Origin of the sequence: Streptomyces sp. NPDC048185 (assembly GCF_043202495.1) — a bacterium.
Lineage (GTDB): Bacteria > Actinomycetota > Actinomycetes > Streptomycetales > Streptomycetaceae > Streptomyces.
The window spans coordinates 305,656-318,887 of sequence record NZ_JBIDAN010000008.1 but is presented as its reverse complement, the minus strand read 5'-3'; the positions used below and the strand labels follow the sequence as shown (position 1 = coordinate 318,887).

The 13,232-nt window shown below is 73.0% G+C and carries 11 protein-coding genes; 7 read left to right on the top strand and 4 right to left on the bottom strand.

Features of this window, described 5'->3' with window-relative positions; all coding sequences use genetic code 11:
• Positions 1-7: 7 nt before the first annotated feature.
• Positions 8-2,278, bottom strand: coding sequence for an alpha-xylosidase (yicI, locus tag ACGF3H_RS24625; RefSeq protein WP_362487278.1), 2,271 nt, complete (start codon positions 2,276-2,278; stop codon positions 8-10).
• 283 nt (positions 2,279-2,561) lie between these two features.
• Between yicI and ACGF3H_RS24620 the strand changes: the two genes are divergently transcribed.
• From ACGF3H_RS24620 to ACGF3H_RS24605, 4 genes are read left to right on the top strand one after another with little or no spacing between them, the layout of a single operon-like run.
• A complete protein-coding gene (locus ACGF3H_RS24620) occupies positions 2,562-3,818 on the top strand; it encodes a sugar ABC transporter substrate-binding protein (protein ID WP_362487857.1) in 1,257 nt (418 codons plus the stop codon).
• A 12-nt stretch (positions 3,819-3,830) separates the two neighbouring features.
• A complete protein-coding gene (locus tag ACGF3H_RS24615) occupies positions 3,831-4,781 on the top strand; it encodes a sugar ABC transporter permease (protein WP_362487280.1) in 951 nt (316 codons plus the stop codon).
• A gap of 6 nt (positions 4,782-4,787) precedes the next feature.
• The gene (locus ACGF3H_RS24610) at positions 4,788-5,615 is read left to right on the top strand and encodes a carbohydrate ABC transporter permease (RefSeq protein ID WP_362487282.1); all 828 of its coding nucleotides are present in this window, start codon (positions 4,788-4,790) and stop codon (positions 5,613-5,615) included.
• Positions 5,616-5,644: 29 nt separating this feature from the next.
• Positions 5,645-7,024, top strand: a complete 1,380-nt coding sequence (locus ACGF3H_RS24605) for a GH1 family beta-glucosidase (RefSeq protein ID WP_362487284.1) — start codon at positions 5,645-5,647, stop codon at positions 7,022-7,024.
• A 50-nt stretch (positions 7,025-7,074) separates the two neighbouring features.
• Here the strand turns inward: ACGF3H_RS24605 and ACGF3H_RS24600 are convergent, their stop codons facing one another.
• Positions 7,075-8,316 carry an ROK family protein gene (locus tag ACGF3H_RS24600; RefSeq protein ID WP_362487287.1) on the bottom strand — a complete coding sequence of 414 codons (1,242 nt, stop codon included), beginning with the start codon at positions 8,314-8,316 and terminating at the stop codon, positions 7,075-7,077.
• A 159-nt stretch (positions 8,317-8,475) separates the two neighbouring features.
• Here ACGF3H_RS24600 and ACGF3H_RS24595 point away from each other — a divergent pair, with 159 nt between their 5' ends.
• The 3 genes from ACGF3H_RS24595 to ACGF3H_RS24585 all read left to right on the top strand — a co-directional run bounded on the left by ACGF3H_RS24595 (position 8,476) and on the right by ACGF3H_RS24585 (position 10,870).
• Positions 8,476-9,645: an MFS transporter gene (locus ACGF3H_RS24595; protein WP_362487290.1), complete on the top strand. Its 1,170-nt coding sequence runs from the start codon at positions 8,476-8,478 to the stop codon at positions 9,643-9,645.
• 75 nt (positions 9,646-9,720) lie between these two features.
• Positions 9,721-10,476 (top strand): maleylpyruvate isomerase family mycothiol-dependent enzyme, encoded by a 756-nt coding sequence (locus ACGF3H_RS24590; RefSeq protein ID WP_362487292.1) that lies wholly within the window; start codon positions 9,721-9,723, stop codon positions 10,474-10,476.
• A 109-nt stretch (positions 10,477-10,585) separates the two neighbouring features.
• Complete coding sequence (locus ACGF3H_RS24585) at positions 10,586-10,870, top strand: DUF6332 family protein (protein ID WP_362487294.1); 285 nt, start codon at positions 10,586-10,588, stop codon at positions 10,868-10,870.
• Here the strand turns inward: ACGF3H_RS24585 and ACGF3H_RS24580 are convergent.
• Together ACGF3H_RS24580 and ACGF3H_RS24575 are read right to left on the bottom strand one after the other, a co-directional pair.
• On the bottom strand, positions 10,831-11,496 hold the full coding sequence (locus tag ACGF3H_RS24580; RefSeq protein WP_362487296.1) for a response regulator transcription factor: 666 nt from the start codon (positions 11,494-11,496) through the stop codon (positions 10,831-10,833). The genes ACGF3H_RS24585 and ACGF3H_RS24580 overlap by 40 nt on opposite strands.
• The gene (locus ACGF3H_RS24575; protein WP_362487298.1) at positions 11,493-12,731 is read right to left on the bottom strand and encodes a sensor histidine kinase; all 1,239 of its coding nucleotides are present in this window, start codon (positions 12,729-12,731) and stop codon (positions 11,493-11,495) included. The genes ACGF3H_RS24580 and ACGF3H_RS24575 overlap by 4 nt, the downstream gene beginning before the upstream one ends.
• Positions 12,732-13,232 lie beyond the last annotated feature (501 nt).

The following is a 13,232-nucleotide window of genomic DNA, read 5'->3' as shown; positions in this document are numbered from 1 at the left end:
CGGCCGCTCACCCCAGGGGCACGCTCACCTCATCGCTGCCCTGCGCGCTCGCCCCGCCCGCGACGCGCACGGTGAACGGACGGTCGGTGCCGGTCGCGGTGACACGCAGGACATCGCCGTCACGCCGGACGCGGAAGGTCGCCGCCGGCGCGCCGAGCAGGTCGGGCACGGTGACCTCGGCGGTGTAGCCGGGCTCGGCGGTGGGGTGCACCAGGAGCACCGGGGCGTCCAGCCAGTCGCCGTCGGGGCGCCGGTCGTCGGAGGCCAGCGGCAGGACGGCACCCTCACGGACGTACAGCGGGAGGCTGTCGTAGCCGTGCCGCTCGGTGCGCCACGCCGGGCCGGTGACCCGCTCGCCGGACAGCAGGTGGGTCCACGTGCCCTCGGGGAGGTAGACCTCGACCTCGCCGTCCTCGGTGAAGACCGGGGCGACCAGGAGGTCGGGGCCGAGCATGTACTGGCGGTCCAGCGGACGGCACCCGGGATCGTGCGGGAACTCCAGGACCATGGGCCGCATCACCGGCACGCCGGTGCGGTGGGCCTCGGCGGCGGCGCCGTACAGGTAGGGCATCAGGCGGTGCTTGAGCAGGGTGAAGCGGCGGGCCACGTCGACGGCCTCGTCGCCGAACTCCCACGGCACCCGGTAGGACGAGGAGCCGTGCAGGCGGCTGTGCGAGGAGAGCAGGCCGAAGGCCAGCCAGCGCTTGAAGACCGCCGGGTCGGGCGTGCCCTCGAAGCCGCCGATGTCGTGGCTCCAGAAGCCGAAGCCGCTCAGGGACAGGGACAGGCCGCCCCTGAGCGACTCGGCCATCGCCTCGAAGGAGGACCAGCAGTCGCCGCCCCAGTGGACGGGGTACTGCTGGCCGCCCGCGGTCGCGGAGCGGGCGAAGAGGACCGCCTCGCCCTGTCCGCGCTCCTTCTCGAGGAGTTCGAAGACGGTCCGGTTGAACAGGTGGGTGTAGTAGTTGTGCATCCGCTCCGGGTCGGATCCGTCGTGCCAGACGACGTCGGTGGGGACGCGTTCGCCGAAGTCGGTCTTGAAGCAGTCCACGCCCTGGTCGAGCAGCGGCTTGAGCTTGCCGGCGAACCAGTCGCGGGCGGCCGGGCTGGTGAAGTCGACCAGCCCCATCCCGGCCTGCCACAGGTCCCACTGCCAGATGTCGCCGTCGGGCCGGCGCACCAGGTGCCCGAGCTCGGCGGCCTCGTCGAAGAGCGGGGACTTCTGGGCGATGTAGGGGTTGATCCAGACGCTGACCTTCAGACCCCTGTCCTTGAGCCGGGCGAGCATGCCCTCCGGGTCGGGGAAGACGTCGGGGTCCCACTGGAAGTCGCACCACTGGTACTCGCGCATCCAGAAGCAGTCGAAGTGGAACACGGTCAGCGGGATGCCGCGCTCGGCCATGCCGTCGACGAACGAGGTGACCGTGCGCTCGTCGTAGGAGGTGGTGAACGACGTGGTGAGCCACAGGCCGAAGGACCAGGCGGGCGGAAGGGCCGGGCGGCCGGTGAGGGCGGTGTAGCGGGTGAGGACGTCCTTGGGGGTGGGGCCGGCGACGACGTAGTACTCCAGCGTCTGGTCCTCGACGCTGAACTGCACCTGCCCGACGGACTCCGAACCGACCTCGAAGGAGACGGCACCGGGGTGGTTGACGAAGACGCCGTAGCCGCGTGAGGAGAGGTAGAACGGGATGTTCTTGTAGGCCTGCTCGCTGCTGGTGCCGCCGTCGGCCTGCCAGACGTCGACGACCTGGCCGTTCTTCACGAAGGGCGTGAAGCGCTCGCCCAGGCCGTAGATCTGCTCGCCGACGCCGAGGGCAAGCCGGCTCAGCATGTGGTGCGCGCCGTCGCCGGTGGTGGCGAAGGCGGTGCTCTTGGCGTTCGCGCGGGTCAGTTCGCGTCCGTCGGCGTCGTGGAAGGACAGGCCCCAGGGCCCCTCGCTGTCGAGGCGCAGGGTCAGCGGCCCGCTGGTCAGCTCGGTGACCGTGCCGTCGCTGCGCACGGTGCCGGCGCCGTCGGGCGTGCCCGTGAGGGCGAAGTCGGGGCCCGGCCGGCGCTTCCCGGCGTGGTGGGTGACCCGGACGCCGATGACGCCCTCGGCGGGAGAGAAGCACTCGACCGTGAGGAGCGGGGCGTTGAGCGTGTCGCCCCGCCGCGTCACCTTCTTCACGGCGGCATGGGCAGTGAAGCGCTTCGATTCGGTGCGTACAGCGCGTACCTCGGTGGCGTACGACAGGTGCACGCCCTCGCGGATGAGCCAGAAGCCGTCGGTGAACTTCATGATCTTCCTTGGGTGGGGCGGGAGCGGTCGAGTGGGTGCGCGGAGGCCGTCCCACAGCATTTTGATCGTACACAAAACAAATGCGACAGCCCAGGGTCTCTTCCCTCCACAGACGCACTGAGCAGGCACGATCACCGAAAAGAACGGGATCCTCACGCGGCGGAAGGAGGAGATGGGGGCCACTTGCCCCTAGCGCTGCGACCCGCCCCTGACGTATTAGTCATCACATCAAACAAAACAGTCCGGCGAGGAAGCCGGATCGTACGACAGCAAGGGCCGCATGATGTCGAAGCGCTTCAACGCCGCGCACCGCGGGCGCGAACGCTCACGCAAAGCCGTCGTCCCGCTCGCCGCCGTCTCCGTCCTGGTCGCCGGAACGGCACTGACCGGCTGCGGGCAGCAGCGCGACGCCGACGTGTACACCGTGATGAACTCCTCGACCGACGAGTCGTACCACCGCTGGGACGCGGAGGCGATGGCCCGGTGCGGCGAGCGGCTGGGCGTCACCATCGAGCAGCAGAGCGTCCCCGCGGCGCAGGTGATGACGAAGGCGCTGCGCATGGCGTCGTCCAAGTCGCTGCCGGACATCGTCCAGTTCGACGCCTCCGAGATGCCCACGTTCGCCGACGCCGGCGGCCTCGTCGACCTGCGGACACTCGGGCTGAGCACCGACGACATCCCCGAGGGCATCGTCGACTTCGGCTCGTACGAGGGGACCTACTACGGCGCGGCCCGGTCCGTGAACACGCTCGCCCTCTTCTACAACAAGGACGTGCTCGACAAGGCGGGTGTGCGGGTCCCCACCACCTGGGCCGAGCTGCGTGAGGCCGCCAGGACGCTCACGCGGGGCAAGCAGTACGGCCTGGCGCTCAGCGCGGGCGGCGCCGAGGACGGCGTCTTCCAGTTCACTCCGTTCATGTGGTCCAACGGCGGTGACGAGACGAAGCTGGACAGCCCGCAGGTCGCCGGGGCGCTCGACTACTGGAAGAGCCTGCTGAAGGACGGTTCGCTGTCGAAGTCGACGGTCAACTGGACGCAGGCGGATGTCAACGACCAGTTCATGGCCGGCAACGCGGCGATGATGATCAACGGTCCGTGGCAGGTGGAGACCCTCAACACCGACACGTCGCTGCACTGGGGCATCGCACGGATTCCGGTGCCGAAGGCCGGTGACGACTCGGTGGGCCCGCTGGGCGGCGCGGTGCTCACCGTGCCGAGGACGGGCGACGAGGCGCGGGAGAAGACCGCCGGTAGGATCGTCGCCTGTCTGTCCGGCGAGAAGGAGCAGCTGACCTACGCGCTCAACAGCTGGATGGTCCCGGCGAACGCCGAGGCCGCGGCCGTGTGGCGCGAGCGGGTGCCCGAGCTGGACGCCCTCGCCGACCAGGTCGCCACCGCCCGGTCCCGGACCGCCAAGCTCGGCGCCGGCTGGTCGGGCGTGTCGCTCGCCCTGCAGAGCGCCTTCCAGTCCGCCCTGACCGGCCAGTCCAGCGAGGCCGCCCTGAAGCGCGCCCAGCAGCGGGCCACGAGCGGGAACTGAGGGAGCGCAACCATGACCACGTCCACCGTGACCGCACAGGCACCCGCCGGGGCGTCCGGATCCACCACGCCGGACCCGGCGAGGAGCCTGCGCCGGCGCAGGCTCTCCCAGTGGGGGTTCGTCGCCCCCGCCGTCGTCTTCATGCTGCTGTTCTTCGGCTACCCGCTCGTCCGCAACGTCGTGATGAGCTTCCAGCACTACACGCCGAAGACCTTCTTCACCGGTGAGGCGCCCTTCAACGGCGCCGACAACTGGTCCACCGTCTTCCACGACGCCCTGTTCGGCAAGGCGCTGTGGCACACGCTCGTGTTCACCGCGGGTTCGCTGCTCGGCCAGTTCTGCATCGGCCTGGCGCTGGCGGTGTTCTTCAGCCGGCGCTTCCCGCTCAACGGTGTGCTGCGCTCGCTCATCCTGCTGCCCTGGCTGGTGCCGATGGTGGTGTCCGGCATCGTCTGGCGGCGCATCCTCGACCAGGACACGGGCGTGCTCAACTCGTTCCTGGACACGCTCGGCATCGGCGGCCACACCCCCTGGCTGACCAGTCCGCACATGGCGCTGCTGTCCGTCGTCCTGGTCAACATCTGGATCGGCATCCCGTTCAACATGGTCATCCTGTACGGCGGTCTCCAGGAGATCCCGAAGGAGCTGCACGAGGCGGCGTCCCTGGACGGTGCCTCCGCGTGGCGCACCTTCCGCTCGGTGACCCTGCCGATGCTCAGGCCGGTCATCACGGTCGTGCTCGTCCTCGGCTTCATGTCGACGGTCAAGATCCTGGACCTGATCCTCGCCCTGACCGACGGCGGGCCCGCCGACTCGACCCAGACCCTGGGCACGCTCACCTACCAGAACTCCTTCGTCCAGCTCGACTTCGGCGCGGGCGCCGTCGTCGGCAACGTGCTGATCCTGATCTCCGCCGTGTTCGCGGTGTTCTACCTGCGGGCCAACCGCTCCGAAGGGAAGTGACCGACGATGGCCGACCAGACTCCCACCGGGTCCCGGCGCCGCTGGGGCTCCACCGTCGCCGGTGTGCTGATCCTGTGCGTGATGCTGTTCCCGCTGTACTGGATGCTCAACACCGCGCTCCAGCCCGACTCGGGGCTGCTCCAGGTCGACCCGGTGCCGGGCAGCCTGGACCTGTCCGGCTTCTCGAAGGCGATCAGTGACCAGGGCGGCCACCTGCTGACCTCGCTGGCCGTCTCGCTCGGCGCGGTCGTCATCTGCCTGGCGATCTCGGCGCCCGCGGCCTACGGGCTCGCGCGGTTCGGGCTGCGCGGCTCGCGCACCATCGTGTTCGGCACGCTGATCACCCAGATGGTGCCGGGCATCGTCATCGCCAACGCGCTCTACAACTCCTACGTCGACCTGGGCCTGGTCAACTCCTACTTCGGCCTGATGCTGGCGGACGCCTCGCTCGGCATCCCCTTCTCCATCGTCCTGATGCGGTCCTTCATGGTGTCGATCCCGGGCGAGGTGATCGAGGCCGCGCAGATGGACGGCGCCGGACCGGTGCGGACGTTCCTGCGGGTGGTGCTGCCGATGAGCCGCAACTCGCTGATCACCTCGGGCCTGTTCGCGTTCCTGTTCTCGTGGAGCGACTTCATGTTCGCGCTCACCCTGAACACCACCGACGAGGTCAAGCCGGTCACGCTCGGCATCTACCAGTACATCGGCGCGCACGTCGGCGACTGGGGCTCGGTGATGGCCGCGTCCGTGCTGTCCGCCGTCCCGGCGGCGATCCTGCTCGTCCTCGCCCAGAAGTACATCGCCGCCGGCATCACCGGCGGTTCCGTCAAGTGACCACCGCACCAGGAGATGGGCTTCCCGCCATGAGTGACCTTCCCGGCTTCCCGCCCGGCTTCGTCTTCGGCGCCGCGACCGCCTCGTACCAGATCGAGGGCGCGGCCCGGGAGGACGGCCGCGGTCCGTCGATCTGGGACACCTACAGCCACACCCCCGGCCTGACGGCGAACGGCGACACCGGTGACGTGGCCTGCGACCACTACCACCGCTACCCGGAGGACGTGGCGCTGCTGCGCGACCTGGGCGTGGACTCGTACCGCTTCTCGATCGCCTGGCCGCGCATCGTGCCCGAGGGCTCGGGCGCGGTGAACACCAAGGGGCTGGACTTCTACTCCCGTCTCGTCGACGAGCTGCTCGAGGCCGGCATCGAGCCGGCCGCCACCCTCTACCACTGGGACCTGCCGCAGGCCCTGGAGGACCGCGGCGGCTGGCGGGTGCGCGAGACGGCGGAGCGGTTCGCCGAGTACACGGCCGTGGTCGCCGAGCACCTGGGCGACCGGGTGCCGCGCTGGATCACGCTGAACGAACCGTGGTGCAGCGCCTTCCTCGGCTACTCCATCGGCCGGCACGCCCCCGGCGCCAAGGAGGGCCGCGGCGCCCTGGCCGCCGTGCACCACCTGCTGGTCGGCCACGGCCTGGCGGTGCGGGCCCTGCGGGCGGCCGGGGTGCGCGAGGCCGGCATCACGCTCAACCTCGACCGCAACCTGCCGGCCACCGACTCCCCCGCCGACCTGGCGGCCGTGGTCCGCGCGGACACCCAGCACAACCTGGTGTGGACCGAGCCGATCCTGGCCGGCCGGTACCCGGCGACGGAGGAGGAGACCTTCGGCGAGCTGATCGCCGGCGCGGACTTCCGGCGGGACGGTGACCTGGAGCTGATCTCCCAGCCGCTGGACTTCCTGGGCATCAACTACTACCGGCCGATCGTGGTCGCCGACGCCCCGCACCGTGAGGCCGACCCGGCGCTCAGGGTGGCGACGGACAACCGCTACGAGGAGGTGCGGCTGCCCGGTGTGCGGCACACGGCGATGGGCTGGCCGGTCGTCCCCGGCAGCTTCACCGACCTGCTGGTCCGGCTGAAGAAGCAGTACGGCGACGCGCTGCCGCCGGTCCACATCACGGAGAACGGCTCCGCGGAGGACGACACGGTCGCCGCCGACGGCGCGGTGCACGACGCCGACCGGGTCGCCTACCTGCGCGATCACTTGACGGCGCTGCGGGCCGCGATGGACGCGGGGGTGGACGTGCGGGGCTACTACGTGTGGTCGCTGCTGGACAACTTCGAGTGGGCCTTCGGCTACGACAGGCGCTTCGGCATCGTGCGGGTCGACTACGACACGCAGCGGCGCACGCCGAAGGACAGCTACCGCTGGTACCGGGACCTGATCGCCGCGCACCGCGGCTGAGGTGCCACGGGGAACGGGGCCGCCGAGCAGTCGGGCGGCCCCGTTCCCCGTCAGTCCTCGCCGCGCTCCGCGTGCCCGACCGGGTCCGCCAGCACCTCGCGGACGATCACGCCGGCCGCGCCCCGGGCCGCGTCGCCGAGGGAGGACGCGGCCCGCAGCCGCTTGCCGTCCTCGGTCCACAGCCCGGACACCACCCGCAGCGCCAGCTCGCGGTCGACGGCGGGCGCCAGCCAGCCCATCAACTCGCGGTAGACACCGCCGAGCATCACCGCGTCGGGATCGAAGAGGTTCACCGCGCCCGACACCACGACGCCCAGCTGCCGTCCCGCCCGTTCGATGGCCGACAGCGCGGACGGCTCGCCCCGGCGGGCCCGGCGTTCGAGTTCGGCGACGCCCTGCACGCCCATGCCCGCGTCGATGCCCGCGGCCTGCAGCAGGGCGGCCTGGCCGGCGTACTGCTCCAGGCAGCCGCGGGCCCCGCACCGGCACAGCGGCCCGTCCGGGTCGACCACCATGTGCCCGATCTCCCCGGCGAACCCGTGCGCGCCCCGCAGCAGCTCGCCCCTCAGGACCAGCGCGCCGCCGATGCCGATCTCGCCCGTCAGGTAGAGGAAGCTGCGCACCCCCTCGGTGCCCGCCCCGAACCACAGCTCGGCGAGCGCGGCGGCGTTGGCCTCGTTGTCGGAGCTGACGGGCAGCGGGCGGTGGGCGGGGCGCAGGGCGAGGAGCGCCTGCGCGAACAGTCCCTCGACGGCGACGCGCTGCCAGCCGAGGTTGGGTGCCTGGCGGACCGTGCCGCCGGTCACCAGACCGGGCAGTGCGACGTGGACGCCGGCCGGGGCGAGGTCCTGCTCGGCCGCCGAGCCGATGGCGCGGGCCGCCAGCCGGGCCGCGCGCGCCAGCACCTCCGAGGGCTGGACCCCGCGGTTGTCGTAGTGCTCCACGAGGCGTACGCGGTCGGTGCCGGCGAGGTCGACCACGCAGACGGTCACGTAGTCGATGTTGATCTCGACGCCCAGGCCCGCCGGACCCGACCGGGACACCTTCAGGACGGTGCCGGGCCTGCCCACCTGGCCGCTGCTGGTCTTGCCCCACTCGGTGACGAAGCCGTACTCCAGCAACTGCTCCACCAGGGACGACACCGCGGCGCGGGTCAGCCCGACGTGCGTGGCGATCCCGGCCCGGGTCGCCTCCCCCGCGTCGTGGACGGCCCTCAGGACCAGGCTGAGGTTGTGCCGTCTCACCGTGGCCTTGTCGGCCTTCGGCTCCAGGGGGGTCAGGTTGTTCATCATCGTGCGTCGAGCGTATGCGACGGGGATCCCGGTCCCCACCAGGGACGGAGCGGGGTCCGGCCGGGCCGTGGACGAGGACACGGCCTTGCCGCTCCCCCGGGCCCGCGCCTAGCCTGCTGTTTTGTGCCGCAAATAAACAAAGCCCGATCGCACAGTGCCGTGCCGGGCCCCGACAAGGACCTCACCCGCCTCCGCATCGCCCTGACCGCCTTCTTCGCCCTCGACGGCTTCGTCTTCGCGGGCTGGGTCGTGCGGATCCCCGCCATCAAGGAGCAGACCGGCGCCTCCGCCAGTGCGCTCGGGCTGGCCCTGCTCGGCGTGTCGGCGGGCGCCGTGGTCACCATGACGCTCACCGGACGGCTGTGCCGCCGCTACGGCAGCCATCCCGTCACCGTCGCCTGCGCGGTTCTGCTCTGCCTCAGCATCGCACTGCCCCCGCTGACCCACTCCGCGCTCGCCCTCGGCGCCGTCCTGCTGGTGTTCGGCAGCGCGTACGGCGGGATCAACGTCGCCTTCAACAGCGCCGCCGTCGATCTGGTGGCCGTGCTGCGGCGCCCGATCATGCCGAGCTTCCACGCCGCGTTCAGCCTCGGCGGCATGCTCGGCGCCGGGCTCGGCGGGCTCGTCGCCGGCGCGCTGTCGCCCGCCCGGCATCTGCTCGGCCTCACCGTGACCGGCCTGCTGGTCACGCTGGTCGCGGGCCGCGCCCTGCTGCGCTGCGAACCCGCCGTGCCGCCGGACCGCCGCCCGGACGACGGCGCCCCGCGCCGGCTCCAGGGCCGTACGCGCCGCCTGGTCCTCACCTTCGGCCTGATCGCGCTGTGCACGGCGTACGGCGAGGGCGCCATGGCCGACTGGGGCGCCCTGCACCTGGAGCAGGACCTCGACGCCTCGCCGGGCCTGGCGGCGGCCGGGTACTCCTGCTTCGCGCTCGCCATGACGCTGGGCCGGCTCACCGGCACCACGCTGCTGGAGCGCCTCGGGCGGACGCCGACGGTGGTGGCCGGCGGCACCGTGGCCGTGGCCGGCATGCTGCTCGGCTCGCTCGCGCCCGCCGTGTGGGCGGCACTGTTCGGCTTCGCGATCACCGGCCTCGGGCTCGCCAACCTCTTCCCCGTCGCGGTGGAGCGGGCCGGCGCGCTGGGCGGACCCGGCGGCGTGGCGGCCGCGTCCACGCTCGGCTACGGCGGCATGCTGCTCGGGCCGCCCGCGATCGGCTTCATGGCCGACTGGTTCTCGCTGCCAGCCGCGCTCACCAGCGTCGCGGTGCTGGCGGCCGTGGCGGTGCTCATCACCGTCGTGACCCGGCACGCGACGCCCTCGCCCTGACTGGCCCGGTGGAGGGCCGCCGGCCGGGCGGCGGCGCCTCCCCTGGAGCGCACTCCATCGTGCACACTCTGCGCCATGGAGACCGTCACGTTCGTCGAGACACTGGACCGGGAGGGCGGGCTGCTGGCCGCCGCCGCGGAGAAGGCGGGGACCGGCGCCGCCGTGCCGACCTGTCCCGGCTGGCAGGTGCGGGACCTGCTGCGGCACACCGGGATGGTGCACCGCTGGGCAACCACGATCGTCGCCGAGGGCCACACGTCCCCCCACCCCGACGGCGGCCTGCCCGACCTGGACGGCGACCTGCTCCTCGCCTGGTTCCGCGAGGGGCACCGGGAGCTCGTCGCCACCCTCACCACCGCCCCGTCCGACCTGCGCTGCTGGCACTTCCTGCCCGCGCCCTCACCGCTGGCGTTCTGGGCCCGGCGGCAGGCGCACGAGACGTCCGTGCACCGGCTCGACGCCGAGTCGGCCCTGGACGGCGCCCCGGCCGACGGCGTCCCGTCCGGCGTCGGCACGGACTTCGCCCTGGACGGCATCGACGAGTTGCTGTGTGCGTTCCACGCCCGCCCCAAGAGCGCCGTCCGCACCGCGGGACCCCGCACGCTGCGAGTGCGGGCGACGGACGCCCCGGACGCCGTGTGGACCGTGCGGCTGTCGGAGGAGCCGCCCGTCGCGCGGCGCACCGACGACGACACCGCCGACTGCGAACTGACCGGCCCGGCCGCGCAGTTGTACGCGGCGCTGTGGAACCGCCGGCCGTTCCCGGAGGTGACCGGCGACCGGTCCCTGGCCGCGCTGTGGCGCGAGAGGTCGGGCGTCACCTGGAACTGAGCGGCACCGGGCCGCCGCGCGACCGCCCGGGTCCCGGCGCGCCGCTCGGCCGCCCCGCCGGGCTCGCGCCGCGCTTGCCGTGCCGGACTCCGGAACGCAGACTGCCGGTATGACCACTGACGGGGGACGCCGCACACAGGGCGAGCGGGACGCGATGACCGTGGAGATCGGATACGCGCTGTGCAGTGCGGCGTTCGCCGCGGCGGTGCTGTTCGGGGCCCTGGTGGGCCCGGCCTACGCCTTCGGGCTGCCGGCCGGTGTGCGGGACGCCCTGGTCGGCACGGGCACGGTACTGGCCGTCGTGGTGTTCGCCGCCCGGGTGGTGACCGTGCTGGTCCGGTTCGGGCGCGGCGGTCAGCCCAGCCAGCCCGGCCGCACCAGCCCCGACTCGTAGGCGAGGACGACGAGTTGGGCTCGGTCGCGGGCGCCCAGCTTCACCATGGTGCGGCTGACGTGCGTCTTGGCGGTGAGGGGGCTGACGACCAGGCGCCGGGCGATCTCCTCGTTGGACAGGCCGATGCCGACCAGGGCCATCACCTCCCGTTCCCGCTCGGTGAGGTGGGCCAGCGCGTCGGCGGCGGCGGGTTCTTTCGAGCGCGCCGCGAACTCGGCGATCAGGCGGCGGGTCACCCCCGGTGACAGCAGCGCGTCCCCGGCGACCACCGCCCGTACGGCGCGCAGGAGTTCCTCCGGCTCGGTGTCCTTGACCAGGAACCCGGAGGCGCCCGAGCGGATGGCCTCGAAGACGTACTCGTCGAGCTCGAAGGTGGTGAGCATGACCACCTTCACGTCCCTGAGCTGCTCGTCCCCGGTCACCCGGCGGGTGGCGGCCAGGCCGTCGAGGGCGGGCATGCGGATGTCCATCAGGACGACGTCGGGGCGCAGTTCGCGGATCGCGCGCACCGCCTCCTCTCCGTCGGCGGCCTCACCGGCCACCTCGATGTCCGGCTGCGCGTCGAGCAGGGCCCGGAAGCCTGCCCGGACCAGTGACTGGTCGTCGGCGAGCAGTACGCGGATCACCGGTCCTCCTCCTCGGCGCGCCGCGCGGTGAGCGGCAGGGACGCGAGCACCCGGAAGCCGCCGTCGGGGCGCGGGCCCGCCTCGATGGTGCCACCGAGCGCCGCCGCCCGCTCCCGCATTCCGGCCAGTCCGTTGCCGCTGCCGCCGGCGTCGGCGCCGGTCGCCGGTCCGTCGTCGTCGACGCGCAGGAGCAGCGCGCCGCCGTCCCGGTCGAGGCGGACGCGGGCGCGGCGCGAACCGGAGTGCCGCACGACGTTGGTGAGGGCCTCCTGGACGATGCGGAACGCGGCCAGGTCGGTGCCGGGGGGCAGGCGCGGCGGCTCCCCCTCGACCTCGACGGTGAGGCCGGCGCCGGCGGCCTGGTCCACCAGCTCCGGCAGCCGGTCCAGGCCGGGGGCCGGTGTGCGCGGCGCGTCTCCGGGGGCACGGAGGGTGTCGAGGACCTGGCGGACCTCGCCGAGCGCCTCCTTGCTCTGGTCCTTGATGGTGGTGAGCGCGGTGCGGGCCTGCTCGGGGTCGCTGTCCAGCAGGGCGAGACCGACGCCCGCCTGCACGTTGATGACGGAGATGCTGTGGGCGAGGACGTCGTGCAGTTCACGGGCGATCCGCAGCCGTTCCTGGTCCGCGCGCCGTTTGGCGGCCTGGGCCCGTTCGGCCCGCTCCCGCGCCCACTGCTCGCGCCGGGTCCTGGCCAGCTCCGACAGGGCGACGATCGCCACCACCCAGGCGGCGATCACCAGCTCCTGTCCCCAGGACGCGGCCCGGTCCCCGGACGGCGGCAGCCACCGGTAGAGCCAGTGGGCCAGCAGGGCGTGCCCGGCCCACAGTGCGGCCATCGCCGCCCAGGCGGCTCGGCGGTGCCCGGCGACGACGGCACCGAAGCAGGCCACGGCCACGGCCAGGAACACCGGCCCGTAGGGGTATCCGGCGCCCAGGTAGACCAGGGTGGTGGCGGCCGTGCCGGAGACGACCGCCACGGGGTAGCGCTGCCGGGCCAGCAGGGCGAGGCCGGTCACGAGCAGCAGGGCACGGCCGAAGGGGTCGAGCGGGGTGCGTTCGCCCTCCTGCGCGTTGGCGGCGAAGTTCGAGCCGGCCAGCACGAACGCCGTGACCAGCGCCGTGGAGAGCCAGGGCAGGCCGGGGCGCCGCTCCTCGTCGCCCCGCCGGCTGCGCCACGGGGACCCGGGACGCCACCACGGCGGTGACCCGGCCCCGTGCCCGTCCTGTCCGTCCATGCCCGCCACGCTAGACGCCGCACGCCTCGGGCGGCGTCACCCGCGCGTGGTGATCCCGCGTACTCCCGCGGAAGTACGACGACCGTCGGCGCGGCTCACGGCTCGGCGGACCCGGTGGCCGGTGCGGTGATGCGGTGATGCGGGGCGGGGGGCCCGCCTCTCGGCAGGCGCGGCTTCACACCCGGGCCGGCGACGGCCGTCGGCGACGTCCGGGACCGGCCCCTCTCGTCGGCCCGGAGGCCCGCCCACGGCCGTCGGCCCGGCGTGGCCAGGACCACGCCTCCGCCGGCACGGAGCCCGCTCCGCCGCCCACGACCGTCGTCGGCAATGCTCGGGACCGACCCACCGCGCGTCGGCCCGGAGGCCCGCGGCCGTGGGCGCCGCGAGCCGGGGTCACGGCCCGGGGCCGCTTCCCGAGGCGGGCATGTCCCGGCCGGTCCGCGCTCCTACGGCGCCCGCATCCCGCGCGGGCGACCGGCTCACCGGGCCTGCAGCCAACCA